This is a genomic window from Actinomadura sp. 7K534 (assembly GCF_004348575.1).
Taxonomy (GTDB): domain Bacteria; phylum Actinomycetota; class Actinomycetes; order Streptosporangiales; family Streptosporangiaceae; genus Spirillospora; species Spirillospora livida.
In genome coordinates this window covers 1-21,457 of the sequence record NZ_SMKB01000122.1, presented here as the reverse complement: position 1 = coordinate 21,457, position 21,457 = coordinate 1, and the positions used below count along the sequence as shown (strand labels likewise).

Sequence of the window (21,457 nt, the reverse complement as noted above, 5' to 3'; positions counted from 1 at the left end):
GGGGAGGGGACATGCGCGTCGTCGTCGCGCTCGGAGGGAACGCGCTGGTCAGGCGGGGGGAGACACCGGACGCCGAACCGCAGCGCGGCAACGTCGACCGGGCCGTCCGGTCGCTGGCGCCGCTCGCCGAGCGGCACGAGCTGATCATCACGCACGGGAACGGGCCGCAGGTGGGGGTGCTCGCGCTGGAGAGCCTCAACGACCCCGGCCTGACCCGCCCGTACCCGCTGGACACCGTCGGCGCCGAGACCCAGGGCATGATCGGCTACTGGATGCTGCAGTCGCTGCAGAACGCGCTGCCCGGCCGCCAGGTGATGGCGATGATCACCCAGACGCTGGTGTCGGCGGTGGACCCGGCGTTCGCCGACCCGGCCAAGTTCGTCGGGCAGCTCTACGGCCGGGTGGAGGCCGAGAAGCTCGCCGCGGAGTACGGGTGGACCGTCCGGCGGGACGGGGAGGGCTGGCGCCGCGTGGTCCCGTCCCCGCGGCCGCAGCGGATCATCGAGACCCGGCTGATCAGGGAGCTGGTCCGGCTCGGGACGATCGTGGTCTGCGCGGGCGGCGGCGGCATCCCGGTCGTCCGCAACGACGTCGGGCGGCTGGAGGGCGTCGAGGCGGTGATCGACAAGGACCACACGGCGTCGCTCCTGGCGGAGAGCATGGACGCGGACGCCCTGCTGATCCTCACCGACGTGCCCCGCGTGATGCGCGACTTCGGCACCGACCGGGAGAAGGAGATCGTCCACACCACCCCGTACGAGCTGCGGGCCGAGCGGTTCCCCGCCGGGTCGATGGGGCCCAAGGTGGAGGCCGCCGCGACCTTCGTCGAGCGCACGGGCGACATGGCCGCGATCGGGCTGCTCGACCAGTGCGTGGAGATCCTCGACGGGACCGCCGGGACGATCGTCACCCCCAGCGGGACCTGGCCGCTCGCGAGCACGCCGTGACCGCCGGGACCGCGCCCGGCTCGTTCGCGCGCAGCCTCCTGCGGACCAAGCCGGTCGACCGGCTCGTCGCCGAGGGCGGGGCCGGCGAGGGCGGCGAGCTCAAGCGCTCGCTGAGCCTGCTGCAGCTCACCGCCATCAGCATCGGCGCTACCCTCGGCACCGGCATCTTCGTCGTGCTCGGCGAAGCGGTGCCGCTGGCGGGCCCCGCGGTCACGCTGTCGTTCGTCCTCGCCGCCGTCACCGCGCTGTTCTCGGCCCTGTCGTACGCCGAGCTGGCCGGGACGATCCCGGTGGCCGGGTCGTCGTACTCCTACGCCTACGCCACGCTCGGCGAGCTCGTCGCCTGGGTGTGCGGCTGGTGCCTGCTGCTGGAGTACGCGGTGTCGGTGTCGGCGGTATCGGTCGGCTGGGGCTCCTACCTCAACGCGTTCTTCGACGCCGCGTTCGGCTTCACGATCCCGGACGCGGTCAGCAGCCCGCCGGGCGAGGGCGGGCTCGTCAACATCCCGGCGGTGGTCGTGGTCATGCTGGCCACGTTCCTGCTGCTGCGCGGCGCGTCGGAGAGCGCCACCGCCAACACGGTCATGGTGTTCCTCAAGATCGCCGTGCTGCTGTTCTTCTGCGCGGTCGCGTTCACCGCGTTCCGGTCGCAGAACCTCGCCTCGTTCGCGCCGATGGGCTGGGCGGGACTCAGCGCCGCCGGCTCCAGGGTCTTCTTCTCCTACATCGGCTTCGACGCCGCGTCCACCGCCGGCGAGGAGGCCAAGGACCCGCGCCGCGACCTGCCGCTCGCGATCATCATCTCGCTGGTCGTCGTGACCGCCATCTACGTGCTGGTCGCGCTGGCCGCGGTCGCCGCGATGCACTGGACGGAGTTCGACATCAGCGGATCCGAGGCGTCGCTGGCGGAGGTGCTGGACACGGCGACCGGGGCCACCTGGCCGTCGATCGTCCTGTCGCTCGGCGCGGTGATCGCCATCGCCAGCGTCGTCCTGACCGTCATGTACGGGCAGACCCGCATCCTGTTCGCGATGTCGCGGGACGGCCTCGTCCCGCCCGTCTTCCAGAAGGTGAGCCCGTCGCGGCGGGTGCCGGTCGCCAACACGCTCATCGTGGCGCTGTTCATCTCGGTGCTGGCGGCGGTGATCCCGCTCGGCCGGCTGGTGGACGCCACGAGCATCGGGACGCTGTTCGCGTTCGCGCTCGTCAGCGTCGGCGTCCTCGTCCTGCGCCGCACCCGGCCGGACCTGCCGCGCGGCTTCCGGGTCCCGTTCTACCCGGTGACGCCACTGCTCGGCGTCGGGTTCTGCGTGTACCTGATGGTCGGCCTCGGCGGCGTCACCTGGGTGGTCTTCGGGCTCTGGATCCTCGTCGGCCTGGCCGCGTACTTCCTGTACGGGCGCCGGCGGTCGCGCCTGGCGGCCGGGCCCTCGGGAAGGACGTCGCCATGAGCGGGCGGAACGCGATGCGGGTCCTGGTCGGATACTCGCCCGACGACCGCGGCGAGGACGCGCTCGCCCTCGCGGCCCTGGTCGCCGAGGGAGCGGGCGCCTCGCTCACGGCCGCGCACGTCTACCCGCCCCCATGGCCCGCCCACGGCCCCGGCAGGGTGGACGCCGAATGGGTCGCCTACCTCAAGAGCCAGGCGGACGAGGCCCTTGTCCAGGCGGCCGAGCGGCTCGGTGAGCTGTCGGTTCCGCAGGAGCGCCTCACCGTGCGCGCCCATCCCCACCGGGGCAGCGGCCGCGGGCTCGCCGAGGTCGCCAGGGACGTCGGCGCCGGCCTCATCGTCATCGGCTCGGCCCCGCGCGGGCGGCGCGGGCGCATCGCCATCGGCAGTACCGCCGACCAGCTCCTGCACGGCTCGCCCGCCCCGGTGATGCTCGCCCCCCGCGGCTACGCGGGGCACGCGCCCGGCAGGCTGGAGCGGCTGACGATCGCGTACTGGCGCCGCCGTGACGTCGAGGGGCCGCTGCGCGCCGCCGCGGAGTTCGCCGGGACCCTCGGCCTGCCGATGCGCCTGGTCACGCTCGTGCTGCGGCCTCCCGGGCTCGCGGCGCGGTTCCAGGCCGCGGGCGGCGTCCTGGAGCGGCAGGTGGCGCAGGCCGACGAGGACCTGCGCGAGGCCGCAGGGCTCCTCGGCGGCGGCGCGCCGGTGGAGCGGCTGACCGCCGTCGGGACCGGCATCGACAAGGCCCTCGGCACCGTCGATATGCTGCCCGGTGAAGTGCTGGCCTGCCATTCCAGCCATGACGCGCCGCTGCGCAAGGTCTTCCTCGGCGAGAGCTCCGGCAAGATCGTGCGGGCCGCGCCGTGCCCGGTGCTGGTCCTGCCGCGCGCCGCGGCGAAAGCCCAGGTTAGGTAAGGCTTACCTGCGTGAGCTACGACATCGGCGTTCCGGTGTTTCCCGGGAAGGAATTACGGCACACTGATGTTGTGAAATACGTGAGCGAGGACCAGACGCATGCCCGGGCCGCCGTCGCGCGGCCCTCCGGCGTGCCGTCCGGCCCCGGTCACACCGGCTCCGGCGCGTCGCTGACCGGCGCCGGGACCGAGCGCGACACCCGCGCCCGGGTGGCGCGGCTGATCCTCGAGCACGGGCCCGTCACGGCGTCCGCGCTGGGGGAGCGCGTCGGCCTCACGCCGGCCGCGATCCGCCGGCACCTGGACGCGCTGCTGGCCGAGGGCATGATCGAGGTCCGGAAGGCGCGCACGCCCCAGGCCCGCCGCGGCCGGGGACGTCCCGCGAAGTGGTTCGCCATCACCGACGAGGGGCGCAGCGCGTTCGTGCACGCCTACGACGACCTGGCGACCAGTGCGCTGCGGTTCCTCGCCGAGACGGCGGGCGAGCACGCGGTCGCCGAGTTCGCCCGGCGCCAGATAGCCGATCTGGAGCGGCGCTACCGGCCCGTCGTGCAGGACGCCCCGCCCCACCAGCGGGTCCGCACGCTCGCCGAGGCGCTGTCGGGCGACGGCTACGCGGCGGCCGCGGCCAAGGCGCCGCAGCCGGGCGGCGGCGAGCAGCTGTGCCAGCACCACTGCCCGGTCGCGCACGTCGCCGCGGAGTTCCCGCAGCTGTGCGAGGCCGAGACCGAGGCGTTCAGCCGGCTGCTGGGCACGCCCGTCCAGCGGCTGGCCACGATCGCCCACGGCGACGGAATCTGCACCACCCACGTCAGCCCGGTCGACTTGTGCGCCGACCGGGCCCGTGGTGACGGTCCGGAGGGACGCCCCATTGACATCCACCCAGCGGCCGAAGCCGAGGGATCCGACCCGGGGGGCCGAGGTTGACGCTTCATAGACCGCCCAACGGCGAAGTCTCCACGTCCTGCAACGGCATGCCCTGCCGCCGGTCGTCTGGTTATCACGACGTGACCAACGTATCACTCTCTGGAGTTTCCATATGACTACTGCAGCCCACCCTGAGCTGGAAGGGCTCGACAGGTACAAGTTCGGCTGGGCCGACTCTGACGAGGCCGGTGCCTCGGCCCGCCGCGGCCTGAACGAGGAAGTCGTCCGCGACATCTCGGCCAAGAAGGACGAACCCGACTGGATGCTCGACCTGCGTCTCAAGGGCCTGCGGCTGTTCGACAAGAAGCCGATGCCCACGTGGGGCTCCGACCTGTCGGCCATCGACTTCGACAACATCAAGTACTTCGTGCGCTCCACCGAGCAGCAGGCCACGTCCTGGGAGGAGCTCCCCGAGGACATCAAGAACACCTACGACAAGCTCGGCATCCCGGAGGCGGAGAAGCAGCGCCTCATCGCCGGCGTCGCCGCGCAGTACGAGTCCGAGGTCGTCTACCACAAGATCCGCGAGGACCTTGAGGAGAAGGGCGTCCTGTTCCTGGACACCGACACCGGCCTGCGCGAGCACCCGGAGATCTTCCAGGAGTACTTCGGCTCGGTGATCCCCGTCGGCGACAACAAGTTCGCCGCGCTCAACACCGCCGTCTGGTCGGGCGGCTCGTTCGTCTACGTGCCGCCGGGCGTGCACGTGGAGATCCCGCTCCAGGCGTACTTCCGCATCAACACCGAGAACATGGGGCAGTTCGAGCGGACGCTGATCATCGCGGACGAGGGCTCGTACGTCCACTACGTCGAGGGCTGTACCGCGCCGATCTACAAGTCGGACTCGCTGCACTCCGCGGTCGTGGAGATCATCGTGAAGAAGGACGCCCGCGTCCGCTACACGACGATCCAGAACTGGTCCAACAACGTCTACAACCTGGTGACCAAGCGCGCCGTCGCCTACGAGGGCGCCACCATGGAGTGGGTCGACGGCAACATCGGCTCCAAGGTCACCATGAAGTACCCGGCGGTGTACCTGCTCGGCGAGCACGCCAAGGGCGAGACCCTGTCGATCGCCTTCGCCGGCGAGGACCAGCACCAGGACGCCGGCGCCAAGATGGTGCACGCCGCCCCGAACACCTCCAGCACCATCATCTCCAAGTCGGTGGCCCGCGGCGGCGGCCGCACGTCCTACCGCGGCCTGGTCCAGGTCCAGGACGGCGCGGCGCGCAGCAAGTCCACCGTCAAGTGCGACGCGCTCCTCGTCGACCAGATCAGCCGGTCCGACACCTACCCCTACGTCGACGTCCGCGAGGACGACGTGGAGATGGGCCACGAGGCGACCGTCTCCAAGGTGTCCGAGCAGCAGCTGTTCTACCTCATGAGCCGCGGTCTCACCGAGGACGAGGCGATGGCGATGATCGTGCGCGGGTTCGTCGAGCCCATCGCGCGCGAGCTGCCGATGGAGTACGCCCTCGAGCTGAACCGGCTCATCGAACTGCAGATGGAAGGAGCCGTGGGTTGATGGGACTGGAGACCCGGTCTGATCAGCGGCCGCTCTCGACGCTGCACGACAGGTCGTCGTACGACCTGGGCGACTTCGAGGTGCCCACGGGCCGCGAGGAGGAGTGGCGGTTCACCCCGCTGCGCCGCCTCCGCGGCCTGCACAACGGCACCGCCGAGCCGCACGGCAAGGTCCTGGTCGAGGCCGAGGCGGCGCCGGAGGTGACGGTCGAGACCGTCGGCCGCGACGACGCCCGGCTCGGCAAGGCGTACGTGCCCGCCGACCGCGTCAGCGCGCAGGCGTGGAACTCCTTCACGCATGGCACCGTCGTGACCGTCCCGAAGGAGGCCGTCGCGTCCGCGCCGACCGTCCTGCGGGTGCGCGGCGAGGACGCCTCCTCGGCCGCCTACGGCCACACCACGGTCGTGGTGGAGCCGTTCGCCGAGGCCACCGTCGTGCTCGCGCACCGCGGGTCGGCGACCTACGCCGACAACGTCGAGTTCGTCGTCGGCGACGGCGCCCGCCTCTCGGTGATCAGCCTGCAGGACTGGGACGACGACGGCGTGCACGTGTCGCACCAGCACGCCAGGCTCGGCCGCGACGCGCGGTTCGTCTCGCACAACATCTCGCTCGGCGGCGACCTCGTGCGGATCTCCCCGTCCGTGGCCTACGACGGGCCCGGCGGCGACGCCGAGCTGTACGGGGTGTACTTCGCCGACGGCGGCCAGCACCTGGAGCACCGCCTCCTGGTCGACCACGCCGTCCCGCACTGCCGCAGCCGCGTCGACTACCGCGGCGCGCTGCAGGACCAGGACGCGCACGCCGTCTGGATCGGCGACGTGATCATCCGCGCGGAGGCGGAGGGCACCGACACCTACGAGCTGAACCGCAACCTCGTCCTCACCGACGGGACGCGGGTCGACTCCGTCCCGAACCTGGAGATCCTCACCGGCGAGGTCGCCGGCGCCGGGCACGCGTCGGCGTCCGGCCGGCTGGACGACGAGCACCTGTTCTACCTGCAGGCGCGCGGGATCTCCTTCGACGACGCGCGCCGCATGGTCGTGCGGGGCTTCCTCGGCCAGCTGATCGAGCGGATCGAGGTCGCCGAGGTCCGCGACAAGGTCGTCGAGGCGATCGAGGAGGAGCTGGACCGGGGAGCGGCTCGATGAGCTACGTCAAGGTGTGCGCGTTGGACGACGTGCCCGCAGACGGGGCGATCGCCGTGGAGGTGGACGACACCCCCATCGCGATCGCGCGCAGCGGCGAGGACGTGTACGCCCTCAACGACATCTGCTCCCACGCCGAGGTCTCCCTCTCCGAGGGCGAGGTCTACGACGGCACCATCGAGTGCTGGCTGCACGGGTCCTGCTTCGACCTGCGCAGCGGCAAGCCCACCAACCCGCCGGCCACGCAGCCGGTCGCCACATACAAGGTCAAGGTCGAGGACGGCGACGTCTACGTGTCGCTCGCCGCCGGCGACTAGGCCCCACGACGAAGGAACCACGAGCACTATGGCCACGCTAGAGATCCGCGACCTCCACGTCTCCGTCGGCGACGGCGCCGACGCGAAGGAGATCCTGCGCGGGGTAGACCTGACCGTGCAGGCCGGCGAGACCCACGCGATCATGGGGCCGAACGGCTCCGGCAAGTCCACCCTGGCGTACGCGATCGCCGGGCACCCGAAGTACGACGTGACGGCCGGGTCCGTCACCCTCGACGGCGAGGACGTCCTCGCCATGTCGGTCGACGAGCGGGCCCGCGCGGGGCTGTTCCTCGCGATGCAGTACCCGGTCGAGGTGCCGGGCGTGTCGGTGTCGAACTTCCTGCGCTCGGCCGTCACCGCCGTGCGCGGCGAGGCGCCGAAGCTGCGCGAGTTCTCCAAGGAGATGAAGCAGGCGATGGACGGGCTCGCCATCGACCCGGCCTTCGCGCAGCGCAGCCTGAACGAGGGCTTCTCCGGCGGTGAGAAGAAGCGCCACGAGATCCTGCAGCTGGAGATGCTGAAGCCGAAGGTCGCCGTCCTGGACGAGACCGACTCCGGCCTCGACGTCGACGCCCTCAAGGTCGTCTCCGAGGGCATCAACCGGTTCGCGTCCGGCGACACCGGCGTCCTGCTCATCACCCACTACACGCGCATCCTGCGGTACGTGAAGCCCGACTTCGTGCACGTCTTCGCCGCCGGCCGCCTCGTCGCCGAGGGTGGGCCCGAGCTGGCCGACGAGCTGGAGGAAGAGGGCTACGAGAAGTACACCAAGGCGGGCGCATCCCTATGACGCCGAGCGGAGCGCCCCAGGGGGCGCGGGCGGAGGCCGCGCCGCAGGCCGGCGCGGGCCTCCTGCCGGAGGAGCTGAAGAAGGACTTCCCGCTGCTGCAGCGCACGGTGCGCGGCGGCCGCCCCCTGGTGTACCTCGACTCGGGCGCGACGTCGCAGAAGCCCCTCCGGGTGCTGGACGCGGAGCGCGAGTTCTACGAGCGGCACAACGCGGCGCCGCACCGGGGCGCGCACCTGCTGGCCGAGGAGGCGACGGAGGGCTACGAGCAGGCCCGCGCGTCGATCGCCCGGTTCATCGGCGCGGCACCCGGTGAGATCGTGTTCACCAAGAACGCCACCGAGGGCATCAACCTCGTCGCGTACGCGATGAGCAACGCCGCGACCGCGGGCCCGGAGGCGGCGCGGTTCGCGGTCGGCCCCGGCGACGAGATCGTGGTGTCGGAGATGGAGCACCACGCCAACCTGGTCCCGTGGCAGCAGCTCTGCCGGCGGACCGGGGCGACGCTGCGCTGGTTCGGCATCACCGACGACGGCCGCCTCGACCTGGCGGACCTGGACGGCCTCGTCAACGAGCGGACGAAGATCGTCGCGCTGACGCACCAGTCGAACGTGCTGGGCACCGTCCCGCCGATCGACCTGATCGTGGCGCGCGCGCACGCCGTGGGGGCGCTCGTCCTGCTGGACGCCGCGCAGTCCGTGCCGCACCAGCCGGTGGACGTGTCCGCGCTGGGGGCCGACTTCCTGGCGTTCTCCGGGCACAAGATGCTCGGCCCGACCGGCATCGGCGTGCTGTGGGGGCGGTCGGAGCTGCTGGAGGCGATGCCGCCGTTCATCACCGGCGGTTCGATGATCGAGGTCGTCCAGCTGGAGGAGTCGACGTTCATGCCGCCGCCGCAGCGGTTCGAGGCGGGCGTCCCGATGACCGCGCAGGCGATCGGCCTCGGCGCGGCGTGCGAGTACCTCACCGAGATCGGCATGGACCGGGTGCACGCGCACGAGGAGGCCCTGGTCGCCTACTCGCTGGAGCGGCTCACGGAGATCCCCGGCGTCCGGATCATCGGCCCCGGAACCACCGAGGCCCGCGGCGGCGCCGTGTCGTTCACCGTCGAGGACATCCACCCGCACGACGTCGGGCAGGTCCTCGACGAACTGGGCGTCGAGGTGCGCGTCGGCCACCACTGCGCGTGGCCGATCTGCCGCCGCTTCGGCATCCCGGCGACCACCCGCGCGACGTTCTACCTCTACAACACCCTCGCCGACGTGGACGCGCTCGCCGACGGGGTAAGGCAGGCCCAGAAGTTCTTTGGTACCTCATGATTTCGGGGGGTGGCAGGGGGGTCGTCCCCCCTGAAGGGAACTGTGGAACACGCTGGGCCGGGGCCCGGTTGTAGGGATAAAGGCTTGAAAGGACGACATGCAGCTGGAGGCGATGTACCAGGAGGTCATCCTGGACCACTACCGCAACCCCCTTCACAAGGGGCTGCGGGAGCCGTTCGAGGGGGAGGCGCACCACGTCAACCCGACGTGCGGTGACGAGGTGACGCTGCGCGTCCACCTGTCCGGCGACGGTCAGGACGCCACGGTAGCGGACGTCTCCTACGACTCCATGGGCTGCTCGATCAGCCAGGCCAGCGCCTCGGTGATGGCCGACCTGCTGATCGGGAAGTCCGTCAAGGAGGCGATGGCGGTCGGCGAGGAGTTCCTGACGCTGATGCAGTCGCGCGGCCGGGACGCCGACTTCGACGAGGACGTCCTCGAGGACGCCATCGCCTTCGCCGGGGTCTCCAAGTACCCCGCCAGGATCAAATGCGCCCTGCTCGCCTGGATGGCGTGGAAGGACGCGACCGCCCGCGCACTCGGAGAGGCATCATGACCGATACGCCCGCCACCGGCTCGCCCGCCACCGACACCGTGCCCGAGGAGGACGTCCTTGAAGCCCTCAAGGACGTCGTCGACCCGGAGCTCGGCATCAACGTCGTCGACCTCGGCCTCGTGTACGGCGTCAACCTCGATGACGAGGTCGCCACGCTGGACATGACGCTGACCAGCGCCGCGTGCCCGCTCACCGACGTGATCGAGGACCAGACGCACAGCGCGCTGGAGGGCCTGGTCAAGGACGTCAAGATCAACTGGGTGTGGCTCCCGCCGTGGGGCCCCGACAAGATCACCGACGACGGCCGCGACCAGCTCCGCGCCCTCGGCTTCAACATCTGACCCGCGTCCCGGCGCGGATCGCGCGTGTGAAAGGGGCCGCACCCCCGGTTCGGGGTGCGGCCCCTTCGCATGCGCGGCTCGCATTGGGCGGTCACTTCGGCACGGTGTGCTCCGCGGGCGGCCGGGAGGCGTCCGTCTTCTTCGGCTTCGCCGGCCAGAGGGTGTGGCTGACGGGCCAGATCGACCAGATCGCCAGGACCATGCCGAGGCGGCCGAGCCAGGCGCTGAGGGCGGCTGTGCGATCGGGGTCGTCCACCAGGGCGATCATCACCAGGAGAAGGCCGCAGGCGATGGCGGTGGCGAGGGCGGCCTTGCCGAACTCCCGCCACTCGTACCGGGTGCGCGCCCGGCCGTACTTCGGTTTGCCGCGGGGCGGCGGTCCGCCCGCGAAGCGGTGCGCGAAGCGCTCGTCGGCCCAGCGGACGATGCTGTGCCCGAACGCGACCGAGTAGCCGAGGTAGGCGGCGGCGAGGCCGTGCCCGGTGCCGGCGGTCGCGCCGCCGCGCAGGTCGATCGCCGTGGCGGCCAGCAGGACGAGGTCGATGAGCGGGACGCACAGCAGGAGCGCCGCGCCGGTCCGCCGCAGCCGCAGCGGGTAGCGGGCGAGGAGCCCGGCCCCGAGGACGACCCAGAAGCCGATCTCGCAGCCGACGATGATCGCGATGAGCACGTGGAGTCCCTTCTTGCGTCACTCCAGCGTGGCGCGGCGACGGCGCGGGATCGTCGTCCGGTGTGAGGTTTCGCGGGTCGTCCGAAGGATGTACGGAAGGTCCTCACGCGGGTGGAGCGGGCACCCGCGCGGGGATGCTGAGATGTATCCGTGGACAAGGTCCGACGCCTCACGACCCGCCAGGACGTTCTGATCGCCGCCGCGGCGCTGGCCGGCGGGCTGCTGATGCTCGCCGTGCGCGGCTACTCCATCTGGTCGATGGAGGAGTGGAACCCGTCGCGCTGGGTGCGCCTCGTCCCGCTGCTGGGGCTGTGCTCGGCGATGCTGCTGAGGCGGACCGCGCCGCTGGCCGGGCTGGCCCTGGCGACCCCGTTCAACTTCGCCGACGTGGTCCTCGGCCCGAGCATCGCCACCGCGATGATCTACGGGGACGCGCTGTACGCGGCGAGCCTGTACGGGCGGCGCCGGACGGCGGAGTGGCTGCTCGGCGTGACCGTCCTGGCGTCGCTGGCGGTGACGGCCGGCGTCGGGATCGCGATCGGGCAGGTCGCCGGCGGCATCGTCGGCGGCGCGGTCGCCGGGGTCGTCTGGGTGGGGCCGGTGATGACCGCGATGGCCGTCCGGGAGCACCGCTTCCGGGCGGAGGCGGAGCGGCAGCGCGCCGAGCAGGTGGCGCGGCTGGCCGAGATGGACCGGCTCGCCGCCGTGGACGCCGAGCGCGCCAGGATGGCCCGGGAGCTGCACGACGTGGTCGCCAACCACCTGAGCGCCGTGGCCCTGCACTCCTCGGCCGTGCTGAAGGTGCGGGACCTCGACCCGGCGGAGGTCGCGCGGGCCATGGAGGTCATCCGGGAGAACAGCGTGCGCGGCCTCGCCGAGATGCGCCGGATGATAGGGCTGCTGCGGCAGGGCAACGGCGCGGACCCCGCGGCGCGGCCGCGGCTGACGGAGCTGGAGCCGCTCGTCCGGCACACGGTGCGGTCCGACCTGGCGGCGGAGCTGGAGATCGCCGGGGAGCCGGCCGAGCTGCCCGCGGCGGTCGAGCTGGCCGCCTACCGCATCGTCCAGGAGTCGCTGACGAACGCGCTGAAGCACGCCGGGCCGGGCCGCGCCGCGGTCCGCGTCGAATACGGGCGGCACAGCGTGGTGATCGACGTGCTGAGCCCGCTCGGGCGGAACGGGTCGCGGCTGCCGGGCACGGGCAGCGGTCTCGTCGGGATGCGGGAGCGCGCGGCGATGCTGGCCGGGGAGTTCGAGGCGGGACCGGACGGCGACCGGTGGCGGGTCCACGCCGAGCTGCCGGTCGACCTGCACGCCGCGGAGCGGGCGTCATGATCGAGGTGCTGGTCGCCGACGACCAGGCGGCGGTGCGCGCGGGGCTGGTGCTGATCCTCGGCGCGGCCCCGGACGTCCGGGTGGCGGGGGAGGCCGCCGACGGGGCGGAGGCGGTGGCGATGGCCCGCGAGCTGCGCCCGGACGTGGTGCTCATGGACGTCCGCATGCCCCGGCTGGACGGCATCGCCGCGACCCGGGAGATCGCGGGCTTCACCGACGTGCTGGTGCTGACGACCTTCGACATGGACGAGTACGTGTTCGGCGCGCTGCGGGCGGGCGCCGCCGGGTTCCTGCTCAAGGACGTCGACGCCGACCGGCTGGTGGAGGCGGTGCGGACCGTCGCGGCGGGGGACGGGATCATCGCGCCGCAGGTCACCCGGCGGCTGATCGGCGCCTTCGCGGGCCGGCCGGCGTCCCCGGCCGGGCCGCCCGGCCTGGCCGACCTCACGCCGCGGGAGCGGGAGGTGTTCGCGTGTCTCGGCGAGGGGCTGTCGAACGGGCAGATCGCGGAGAGGCTGCGGATGGCCGAGACCACCACCAAGACGCACGTGAGCCGCATCCTCGGAAAACTCGGGCTCGCCAGCCGCGTCCAGGCGGCCATCCTCGCCCGAGAGACGGCCCTGCCCGGCGTTTCGGGGACGGCCCCTTCCCGAGAGCTCCCCTGACGGGGCCGGCACCGCAGAGACGATCTCAGCGCGCCGGGGGGTTCGCCCGGCTCACAGGCCCCGGCCGCCGGCGAGGGCGGACAGGAGGTAGGTGACGCCCGCCAGGGCGGCCAGCCACGCGTAGGCGGTGATGTCGGCGCCGCGCAGCGCCTGGACGATCAGCGCGCCGACGACCGCGACGGTCAGTACGTCCCCGGTCATCGCGGCGGCGCGCAGGTGCGCGCGGGCCCGGGTGCCGGATCCGAAGCCCTCGCTGAGCGGCAGCGCGGGCTCGTTGCGGCGGTAGGCGAGGTAGGCCGCGTAGCCGGCGAGCGCGGCCAGCGCGGCGAGGGCCGTCCCGGACCGCCCGTCGGCGGCGAGCACGGCCCCGACCACCACCCCGGCGCTCAGCACGATCCCGGGTACGGCCCACCGGCCGAGACTGCGGCGTTCGGGAGCGATCCACATGGTGCCATCCTCTCCGATCCGAGCTCAGGGCGTCCCTCAACGCGCCGGGCCTGTATCTTCTCGCTTCGTGGCGCAATTTCGGATGAACGGCTCGAAGATGCTCGCCGTCGACCTCGCCGGCGAGACCATCAGGGCGCTGAACGGTTCCATGGTCGCCTACGAGGGCGAGATGGCGTTCAAGCGGCAGGGCATGACGGGCGGCGAGGGCCTGCGCGGCGCCCTCAAGCGCAGGATCGCCGGTGAGGGCATGACCCTCATGGAGGTCACCGGGCACGGCACGGTGTACCTGGCGAACGAGGCGGCCGAGGTGACGCTCGTCCAGCTCACCGGTGACACGCTGTACGTGGAGTCGGAGAGCCTCCTGGCCCTCGATGGGACCCTGCAGACCGGGGTCCACTTCGTCGGGCTGCGGGGGATGGGGACCGGCCAGGGACTCGCCACGACCAAGGTCGACGGGCACGGGACGGTCGCGATCCTCTCGGACGGGGCGGCGATCGCGCTGGAGGTGACGCCCCAGATGCCCCTGTGCGTCGACCCCCACGCCTACGTCTGCCATCACGGGCAGCTCCAGCAGGACGTGGTCACCGACGTCAACTGGCGCACGGTGCTCGGCCAGGGGTCGGGGGAGAGCGTGCAGTTCCGGTACTCAGGCCACGGGCTGGTGTACGTACAGCCCTCTGAACGCGGTGGAATTCTGGAGATCTGATGCCGACGGAGTCGGCTCGGGGGGCGTGGGGGGTCGTCCCCCCTCGGGAGGTATGGATGCCGGGCTATCAAGCGATCAACTCGAAGATGCTCCAGGTGCCGATCGGGCCTGGCCAGGAGGTCTACAGCAAGCGCGGGGCGATGCTCGGCTACACGGGGCAGGTGTCGTTCGCCCCGTCCACGACCGCCGGGCAGGGCATCGGCGGCACGATCGGGCGCGCCGTCGCGGGCGAGCGCACCGCGATGATGCACGTCACCGGCCACGGGAGCGTGCTGTTCGGCCACGGCGGGCTGGAGATCGCGGTCATCGACCTGCACGGCGCCGACACCCTCTACGCGGAGGCCGACCGGCTCCTGGTCCACGACGCGTCCCTCCAGGTGGGGACCATGTTCATGGGCGAGCAGGGCGGTGTGCGGGGCATGGTCCGGGGCGCGGTCACCGGGCAGGGCCTGTTCACCACGACGCTCATGGGCCAAGGCTCCTGCGCGCTGCTGTCGCACGGCGGCGTGATGGAGATGCCGATCAGCCCGCAGCGCCCCGTGCACGTCGACCCGCAGGCGTACGTCGCGCACCGCGGCCAGGTGGAGAACAGGCTCACGACGGCGGTGGGGCTGCGCGAGATGATCGGGCGGGGCTCCGGCGAGGGCTTCCAGCTCCAGCTGAGCGGCAGCGGCGTCGTCTACGTCCAGGCCAGCGAGAGGAAGATCTGACCCGTGGGCATGTTCGGCACGCAGACGTGGAACGCCGGGACGCTCCCGTCCAACGACAACGTCAACCCCTACGCCTTCAGCGTCGACCTCAACGGTCAGTGGTTCGCGCAGAAGGGCAAGATGATCGCCTACTACGGGCAGATCAGGTTCGAGGCGCTGTCGGCGGGTCCGCTGGACTCCCTGGTCGCGCACACCTTCAACTCCCCGCTGTACGCGCAGGACTGGATCGTCGCGCAGGGGCAGGGCAAGCTCGTCCTCGCCGACCGCGGGTTCGACGTCAACTCCTTCGACCTCGACGACGGCAACCTCACCGTCCGGGCCGGGAACCTGCTCGCCTTCGAGCCGGGCCTGGAGCTCAAGCAGTCGATCATCCCGGGGTTCCTGACGCTGATCGGCACGGGGCGGTTCGTGGCGGCCTCCAACGGCCCCGTCCACTTCGTCGAGCCGCCGATCAGGGTCGACCCGCAGGCGCTGCTCGGCTGGGCCGACTGCCCCTCGCCCTGCCACCACTACGACCACACCTACATGCGCGGCGCGTTCGGGGCCGCCCGGATGGCGTTCGGGATCGGCGGGCGGTCCGGCGAGGAGCACCAGTTCGACTTCACCGGCGCCGGCACCGTGCTGATGCAGTCGTCGGAGGTCGTGATGAACGAGGACGTCCTGCTGCGCGACCTCGAAGGCCAGATCGGGCTGGTCGGCACGTCCGGGCTCCAGCGGCTCCAGCAGACGATCACCCAGCGGCTCGCCGCCGAGCGCCAGAGCTGACCGGGCCGAGGTGACCGAGGTGACCGGGGGGACGCGGCGGGGCGCCCGCCCGGTCAGGTCCCCGATTCGGGCGCGGGCTTCATCACGTTGAACGGCACCCCGAACGGGTCGCGGACGGAGGCGTACCGGCCGTACGGGCTGTCCTGCGGCTCCGCGTCGACCGTGCCGCCGCCGTCCCGCACCGCGCGGACGGCCGCGTCGGCGTCCTCGACCGCGAACGTCGTCGTCCAGGACGGGACCGGGTCGCCGCCGCCCCCGAGGACGAGTCCCCGCCCGCCCTCGACGCCGCCGACGTAGCGGCCGTCGGGGCGGCGCAGGACGGCGTACTCCACGTCGCCCGGCATCGGCTCCGTCTCGAACCCGAACAGCTCCGCGTAGAACCGGGCGGCGGGCTCCAGGTCGGGCGTGACCAGCTCGTTCCAGACGAACGACCCCGGCTCGTTCACGATCGCGGACCCGTGGTGCGCCCGGCTCTCCCACAGGGCGAACCGCCCGCCCTGCGGGTCCTTGAGGACGGCCATGCGGCCGAGGTCCATCACGTCCATGGCCGGGACGACGACCTCCGCGCCCGCCTCCGTGGCGCGCCGGACGACGGCGTCGCAGTCGTCGGCGGCGAAGTAGACCGACCACCAGTACACGTCGGGCTGGTCCTCCGGGTTCTGCATCATCCCGGCGACGGGCATCCCGCGCAGCGTGCACTGGTTGTAGTGGCCCGCCTCGGGGCCGGAGTCCTGGAACTCCCAGCCGAGAAGCGTCCCGTAGAACTCCTTGGCCCGCTCGATGTCCGGGACGCCGATGTCGAGCCAGTTCGGCGTCCCCTCCGGCGGGTTGCTCGTGACCTGCGTCATCTCGCTCACACTCCCCGTGGCGTCCGTCGCTCGCCCCCGCCCCTCATCCTGGCCCCGGGCCGCGGCTTCACACATCGATCTCGCCGGGACCGGCCACGGGCGCCCGCTCGCCGGGCGGGGAGCGGCCCGCGGTCACGTACACTGGGCGGATGGTTCCGCTCCCGAACTGACAGTGCGCCCCAGCGCGCCCCGGTCGTCCAGGACCGAGAGGCGCGCTTCTTCGTGCCTGTCCTCCGAGCCGTCCGTCAGGGGAGCCCTGTCACTGTGATCATCGCGAAAGACATCGAGCTGCGCGCCGGGCCGAGGCTGCTGATCGAATCCGCCACGTTCCGGGTCAACCCCGGCGACCGGGTGGGCTTCGTCGGCCGCAACGGCGCGGGCAAGACCACCCTCACCCGGGTGCTGGCCGGGGAGGCCCTGCCCGCGCAGGGGGCCGTGACCTCCTCCGGCACCATCGGCTACCTCCCGCAGGACCCCCGCGACGTCGACCTCGCCGAGCTGGCCCGCGACCGGATCCTGTCCGCCCGCGGGCTGGACGAGGTCATCCGGCAGCTCCGCGCCGCCGAGGACGCGATGGCGTCCGCGGCGGGCGCCGACCGCGACAAGGCCGTCCGCCGCTACGGCAGGCTGGAGGAGCGGCTGCACGTGCTCGGCGGCTACTCCGCCGAGGCCGAGGCCGCCTCGATCGCCTCCAGCCTCGGCCTGCCCGACCGGGTGATGACCCAGCCCCTCGGGACGCTGTCGGGCGGCCAGCGGCGCCGGGTGGAGCTGGCGCGCATCCTGTTCTCCGGCGCCGACACCCTCCTGCTGGACGAGCCGACCAACCACCTGGACGCCGACTCCATCGTCTGGCTCCGCGACTTCCTGAAGGGCCACCAGGGCGGGCTCGTCGTCATCAGCCACGACGTCGAGCTGCTGGACGCGGTCGTGAACCGGGTGTTCCACCTGGACGCCAACCGCAGCGTGATCGACATCTACAACGTCGGCTGGAAGAAGTACCTGGAGCAGCGCGAGACCGACGAGCGGCGCCGCAAGCGCGAGACGGCCAACGCGCAGCGGCAGGCGTCGGCGCTGCTGTCCCAGGCCGACAAGATGCGCGCGAAGGCCACGAAGGCGAAGGCGGCGCAGCAGATGGACCGGCGCGCCCGGCAGCTCCTCGCGGGCGTGGAGGGCGAGCGGCAGGCCGACAAGGTCGCCAAGATCCGCTTCCCGGATCCGGCTCCGTGCGGCAAGACCCCCCTCACCGCGGAGGGTTTGTCGAAATCGTACGGATCTTTGGAGATTTTCACCGACGTGGACCTCGCCGTCGACCGGGGCAGCCGCGTGGTCGTCCTGGGCCTGAACGGCGCGGGAAAAACCACCCTCCTGCGCCTGCTGGCGGGCGTCGACGAGCCCGACACCGGGTCGGTCGTGGCCGGGCACGGACTGCGCGTCGGCTACTACGCCCAGGAGCACGAGACCCTGGACGTCGGCCGGTCCGTCCTGGAGAACATGCAGTCGGCCGCACCCGGCATGGCGCCCGTCGAGGTCCGCAAGATCCTGGGCTCGTTCCTGTTCTCCGGCGACGACGTCGACAAGCCCGCGGGCGTGCTGTCCGGAGGCGAGAAGACCCGGCTGGCACTGGCGATGCTCGTGGTGTCCAGCGCGAACGTCCTGCTGCTCGACGAGCCCACCAACAACCTCGATCCCGCCAGCCGCCAGGAGATCCTCGGCGCGCTGCGGACGTTCGCCGGGGCCATCGTCCTGGTGACCCACGACGAGGGGGCCGTGGAGGCGCTCGCACCGGAAAGAGTGATTTTGCTGCCGGATGGGGTGGAAGACATCTGGAGTGACGAGTTTGCCGATCTGGTGGCGCTCGCGTGACCTGGGGAGTGACTTCCGCAGATCTTTTCTGGCCGAGTGGGTAGCCGAACCGGCGGGAATGACTGATCATGGCGGGGGATAACGCAGCGGTCACCACATCACTACGGGAGGTACTCGTGGCCGAGACCCTTAAGAAGGGCACCCGCGTGACCGGTGCCGAGCGCGACAAGCTGGCGGCGGACCTGAAGAAGAGGTACGACTCCGGCGAGAGCATCCGCGCCCTGGCAGCCGCCACCGGCCGCTCGTACGGTTTCATCCACCGGATTCTGACCGAGTCCGGCGTCAACCTGCGCGGTCGCGGCGGCGCGACCCGGGGCAAGAAGTCCTGAGCGGACACCGGCCCCCGGATGAGCGCACCGCCTGAACCGGCGCCGCGACCGGCCGAGTAAGGTTCGGTCGCGGCGGCGGGACAGGCGCCGGGCTCCGCCCCGTGGACGGCGGGGCGGGCCCGTCGCGCTCGACGAAAGGGAGGCCAATGGCGGACGCGAACACGGACGGGCGGCCGGAAACGGTCACGGACCGGGCGGATGGCGGGACGGCTCCGGACGGTACCGCTCCGGACGAGGCGGCCCTCAAGGAGGCCGGTCTGCGCCTGGAGGTGGCCGGTGCCGTCGCGACCGTGACGCTGGACCGGCCCGAGCGGCGCAACGCCATGACCTTCGCCACCTGGCGCGGGCTCGCCGCCATCGGGCGCTCGCTGCCCGCGGACGTCCGCGTGGTCGTCCTGCGCGGCGCGGGCCCGAGCTTCTCCGCGGGCATCGACCTCGGCATGTTCTCCGGCGAGGGCGGCGGCGGTGGCTTCACCGACGGCTCCGACGCCGCGGGCACCGACCGGTTCATCGCCGAGCTGCAGGAGGGCTACACCTGGCTGCGGCGCCCCGAGATCGTCACCGTCGCGGCGGTGCACGGCCACGCCATCGGCGCCGGGTTCCAGCTCGCCCTCGCCTGCGACATCCGCGTCGTCGCCGACGACGCCAGGTTCTGCATGAAGGAGCCCGCGCTCGGGCTCGTCCCCGACCTGACCGGCACCAAGCCGCTCGTCGAGATCGTGGGCATCGGGCGGGCGTTGGAGCTCTGCCTCACCGCCCGCACCGTGCACGCCGAGGAGGCCGCGCGAATCGGGCTCGCCGAGGTCTCCGTCCCGCGCGACGGGCTGGACGGAGCCGTCCAGGACCTGGTCACCGCGCTGCTGGCGGTGAACCCGGGGGCGGCCGTCGCGACCAAGCGGCTGCTGTGGGAGGCGCCCGGCAACAGCCTCGACGAGCAGTGCGCCGCCGAGCGCCGCGAGCAGATCGGCCGGCTGCGCGAGGTCTTCGGACGCTGACGCGCCCGACCGGCGGCGGCCCGCCCCGGGGTCTCCCCGCGGGCGGTCCGCCACCGGCCGGCCCGGACTACCTCAGGGCCTTGCGGTCGCCCCTGGCAAGGGGCAGCAGGACCCGGCTCACGCCCGGCTCCACGGTCACCTTCGTGCCCGCGGGGTACCGCAACGTGTAGTCGTAGTCGGTGGACAGCACGATCACGCCGAGCCGGTGGCCGGATTCGACCGTGTAGTCGGTCGGCTCGAAGTCCCAGCGGAACGTGTAGGCCCTGCCGGGGCTGACCGGCTCGGTGCGGGCCGGGTCGTGCCGGTTCCGCGCGTCCAGCCAGCCCCGCGTGATGATCTTGAAGGGGGCCGTCGCGGTCTCCAGCGCCTGGCGCGTCGTGCAGCCGTCGTCTCCCGGCACGCCCTGGCCGTAGCAGACCCGCTCACCGGTGTCGGTGCGGCGGCCCGTGGGCCGGGCGGCGGTGCCGTAGTCGACGAGCAGCGCCGTCAGGTACGGCGAGCGCCCGTCCAGCGAGGCCCGCAGCGTGATCTTCGGCGTGCCGTTCACCCGCAGCGGGGCGGGCAGCGGCTTGGTCAGGTAGGCCAGGCGGCCGGGATCGGCCGCGTCCTCGTTCGCGAGGAGCTGCTCGGCGGTGCGGGTCTTCCCCTCGTCGGTGAACGACTGCGTCGCGCCGTGCCGGGGCAGCAGGCCCAGCCGGCCCGGCTGCCCGGAGGGGCCGGCGTTCAGGCTGAGCGGCACGGCGGCGGTCCCGGGGACCGGCCAGTCGCGCGCCGTCTGCCACGTCCCGTCCGCCTGCTGGACGTCCACGCGGGGCTCGCGCTCGATGCCGTTGCGGATCCCGTACAGGTAGCGGTCGAACCAGCGGTGCGTCTGCCGCAGCCACTCCTCCAGCCGCCAGCGGAACGGCGTCGCGTGGTTGCCCTGGTGCAGCCACAGCTTGCGCGGGACCCCGGCCTCCTTGAGGGCGTTCCACCACTGGACGGAGTTCTTCACCTTGACGTTCCAGTCGTTCACGCCGTGCACGACCATGACGGCGGCCCGCACCTTCCGCGCCTGGCCGACGTAGTCGCGGGCGGCCCAGACCTCGCCGTAGTCGCCGGTCTCGCGGTCCTGCGTCGCCTCGATCTCCTCGATGACCTTCGCGCAGACCTCCGGGTTCTCGCGGGTCAGCACGTACTTGGCGAGGACGTCCAGGTCCTCGCCCTGGAAGCCGCCCGGGGCGACCACGCCGCCGTTCGCGCGGTAGTAGTCGTACCAGCTGGAGATGGCCGCGACCGGGACGATGGCCTTCAGCCCCGGCACGCCGGTCGCGGCGGCCATGTTCGGCAGCGTCCCGTTGTAGGACTGCCCGATCATGCCGACGTTCCCGGTCGACCAGTCCGCCCTGACCGGCGTCCCGTCCGGCGCCCAGCCGCGGGCCCGGCCGTTGAGCCAGTCGACCGCCGCCTTCGCGCCGGCCTGCTCGGCGCGGTCGCCGGACGTCGGGCAGCCGGTGGAGCCGCCCGTCCCGATGCTGTCCAGGTGGGCGACGGCGTACCCGCGCGGCAGGAAGTAGTTGTCGTAGTAACCGGAGAAGATCGCCGCGAGGTCGCGCTGCGGCGCGGCGAAGGCGCCGGCCCGGGCGTCGTCGATGTCGACGGGGTGGTTGGTGACGGGGTTGCCGCCGGCCCAGTACGGGCTCGGCTCCACGATCGTCGGGACCTTGAGGCCGGCGGTCTCGGTCTCCTTCGGGCGCATGACCCGCATCTGCACCCGGTCCCGGACGCCGTCGCGGTCGCTGTCGGCCGTGGTCTCGATGTCGACGGTCTGGGTCACGGCGTCGGCGCGGGAGAACACCGGCTGGGTCTCGCCGCCCCGCACGGTGAGCGCGGGGGAGCCGCCGGGGGAGCGCTGGC

The 21,457-nt window shown here is 72.3% G+C and carries 23 protein-coding genes; 19 read left to right on the top strand and 4 right to left on the bottom strand.

The features are described 5' to 3' along the window. From arcC to E1266_RS22535, 11 genes are all read left to right on the top strand, one after another. The coding region (gene arcC, locus E1266_RS22585; protein WP_243718720.1) for a carbamate kinase at positions 1-947 on the top strand (947 nt) is incomplete at its 5' end. Further along, positions 944-2,398, top strand: coding sequence for an amino acid permease (locus E1266_RS22580; protein ID WP_132050079.1), 1,455 nt, complete (start codon positions 944-946; stop codon positions 2,396-2,398). The genes arcC and E1266_RS22580, both read left to right, overlap by 4 nt. After that, a complete protein-coding gene (locus E1266_RS22575; protein ID WP_243718718.1) occupies positions 2,395-3,312 on the top strand; it encodes a universal stress protein in 918 nt (305 codons plus the stop codon). The genes E1266_RS22580 and E1266_RS22575 overlap by 4 nt, the downstream gene beginning before the upstream one ends. A 170-nt stretch (positions 3,313-3,482) precedes the next feature. Further along, a complete protein-coding gene (locus tag E1266_RS22570; RefSeq protein WP_243718721.1) occupies positions 3,483-4,238 on the top strand; it encodes a metalloregulator ArsR/SmtB family transcription factor in 756 nt (251 codons plus the stop codon). Between the two features lie 112 nt (positions 4,239-4,350). Beyond that, positions 4,351-5,763, top strand: a complete 1,413-nt coding sequence (gene sufB / locus E1266_RS22565) for a Fe-S cluster assembly protein SufB (protein WP_132050077.1) — start codon at positions 4,351-4,353, stop codon at positions 5,761-5,763. Beyond that, positions 5,763-6,911: a Fe-S cluster assembly protein SufD gene (gene sufD / locus E1266_RS22560; protein WP_132050075.1), complete on the top strand. Its 1,149-nt coding sequence runs from the start codon at positions 5,763-5,765 to the stop codon at positions 6,909-6,911. The genes sufB and sufD overlap by 1 nt, the downstream gene beginning before the upstream one ends. After that, on the top strand, positions 6,908-7,225 hold the full coding sequence (locus E1266_RS22555) for a non-heme iron oxygenase ferredoxin subunit (protein ID WP_132050073.1): 318 nt from the start codon (positions 6,908-6,910) through the stop codon (positions 7,223-7,225). The genes sufD and E1266_RS22555 overlap by 4 nt, the downstream gene beginning before the upstream one ends. A gap of 28 nt (positions 7,226-7,253) precedes the next feature. Next, on the top strand, positions 7,254-8,015 hold the full coding sequence (gene sufC, locus E1266_RS22550) for a Fe-S cluster assembly ATPase SufC (RefSeq protein WP_132050071.1): 762 nt from the start codon (positions 7,254-7,256) through the stop codon (positions 8,013-8,015). Beyond that, positions 8,012-9,331, top strand: a complete 1,320-nt coding sequence (locus tag E1266_RS22545) for a cysteine desulfurase (protein WP_132050069.1) — start codon at positions 8,012-8,014, stop codon at positions 9,329-9,331. The genes sufC and E1266_RS22545 overlap by 4 nt, the downstream gene beginning before the upstream one ends. Before the next feature lie 97 nt (positions 9,332-9,428). Further along, a complete protein-coding gene (gene sufU, locus E1266_RS22540; RefSeq protein ID WP_132050067.1) occupies positions 9,429-9,887 on the top strand; it encodes a Fe-S cluster assembly sulfur transfer protein SufU in 459 nt (152 codons plus the stop codon). Next, on the top strand, positions 9,884-10,228 hold the full coding sequence (locus E1266_RS22535) for a metal-sulfur cluster assembly factor (protein ID WP_132050065.1): 345 nt from the start codon (positions 9,884-9,886) through the stop codon (positions 10,226-10,228). The genes sufU and E1266_RS22535 overlap by 4 nt, the downstream gene beginning before the upstream one ends. 91 nt (positions 10,229-10,319) lie before the next feature. On the opposite strand, the gene E1266_RS22530 is transcribed toward E1266_RS22535, so the two are convergent. Beyond that, complete coding sequence (locus E1266_RS22530) at positions 10,320-10,898, bottom strand: hypothetical protein (protein WP_132050063.1); 579 nt, start codon at positions 10,896-10,898, stop codon at positions 10,320-10,322. Positions 10,899-11,048: 150 nt separating this feature from the next. Between E1266_RS22530 and E1266_RS22525 the strand changes: the two genes are divergently transcribed. Next, positions 11,049-12,233 (top strand): histidine kinase, encoded by a 1,185-nt coding sequence (locus tag E1266_RS22525; RefSeq protein ID WP_243718716.1) that lies wholly within the window; start codon positions 11,049-11,051, stop codon positions 12,231-12,233. Then, positions 12,230-12,898, top strand: a complete 669-nt coding sequence (locus E1266_RS22520; RefSeq protein ID WP_132050061.1) for a response regulator transcription factor — start codon at positions 12,230-12,232, stop codon at positions 12,896-12,898. The genes E1266_RS22525 and E1266_RS22520 overlap by 4 nt, the downstream gene beginning before the upstream one ends. A 51-nt stretch (positions 12,899-12,949) precedes the next feature. Here E1266_RS22520 and E1266_RS22515 read toward each other — a convergent pair whose 3' ends face one another. After that, positions 12,950-13,345 carry an ABC transporter permease gene (locus E1266_RS22515; RefSeq protein ID WP_132050059.1) on the bottom strand — a complete coding sequence of 132 codons (396 nt, stop codon included), beginning with the start codon at positions 13,343-13,345 and terminating at the stop codon, positions 12,950-12,952. Between the two features lie 67 nt (positions 13,346-13,412). Between E1266_RS22515 and E1266_RS22510 the strand changes: the two genes are divergently transcribed. The 3 genes from E1266_RS22510 to E1266_RS22500 are packed head-to-tail and all read left to right on the top strand — an operon-like array spanning position 13,413 to position 15,526. Further along, positions 13,413-14,051, top strand: a complete 639-nt coding sequence (locus E1266_RS22510) for an AIM24 family protein (RefSeq protein ID WP_243718714.1) — start codon at positions 13,413-13,415, stop codon at positions 14,049-14,051. Between the two features lie 56 nt (positions 14,052-14,107). Then, on the top strand, positions 14,108-14,761 hold the full coding sequence (locus E1266_RS22505) for an AIM24 family protein (RefSeq protein WP_132050055.1): 654 nt from the start codon (positions 14,108-14,110) through the stop codon (positions 14,759-14,761). A gap of 9 nt (positions 14,762-14,770) precedes the next feature. Next, positions 14,771-15,526 (top strand): AIM24 family protein, encoded by a 756-nt coding sequence (locus E1266_RS22500; protein ID WP_132050083.1) that lies wholly within the window; start codon positions 14,771-14,773, stop codon positions 15,524-15,526. 53 nt (positions 15,527-15,579) lie between these two features. Here E1266_RS22500 and E1266_RS22495 read toward each other — a convergent pair whose 3' ends face one another. Continuing rightward, positions 15,580-16,374: a VOC family protein gene (locus E1266_RS22495; RefSeq protein ID WP_132050053.1), complete on the bottom strand. Its 795-nt coding sequence runs from the start codon at positions 16,372-16,374 to the stop codon at positions 15,580-15,582. Positions 16,375-16,638: 264 nt separating this feature from the next. Here E1266_RS22495 and E1266_RS22490 point away from each other — a divergent pair, with 264 nt between their 5' ends. The 3 genes from E1266_RS22490 to E1266_RS22480 all read left to right on the top strand — a co-directional run bounded on the left by E1266_RS22490 (position 16,639) and on the right by E1266_RS22480 (position 19,561). Further along, positions 16,639-18,237 carry an ABC-F family ATP-binding cassette domain-containing protein gene (locus E1266_RS22490; RefSeq protein WP_132050051.1) on the top strand — a complete coding sequence of 533 codons (1,599 nt, stop codon included), beginning with the start codon at positions 16,639-16,641 and terminating at the stop codon, positions 18,235-18,237. A 116-nt stretch (positions 18,238-18,353) separates the two neighbouring features. Next, entirely contained in the window at positions 18,354-18,566 is a 213-nt protein-coding gene (locus tag E1266_RS22485) for a helix-turn-helix domain-containing protein (protein ID WP_021596738.1), read from the top strand. A 146-nt stretch (positions 18,567-18,712) separates the two neighbouring features. After that, entirely contained in the window at positions 18,713-19,561 is an 849-nt protein-coding gene (locus E1266_RS22480) for an enoyl-CoA hydratase/isomerase family protein (protein ID WP_132050049.1), read from the top strand. Between the two features lie 67 nt (positions 19,562-19,628). Here the strand turns inward: E1266_RS22480 and E1266_RS22475 are convergent. Further along, on the bottom strand, positions 19,629-21,457 hold a 1,829-nt coding region (locus tag E1266_RS22475; RefSeq protein WP_132050047.1), incomplete at its 5' end, for a Xaa-Pro dipeptidyl-peptidase.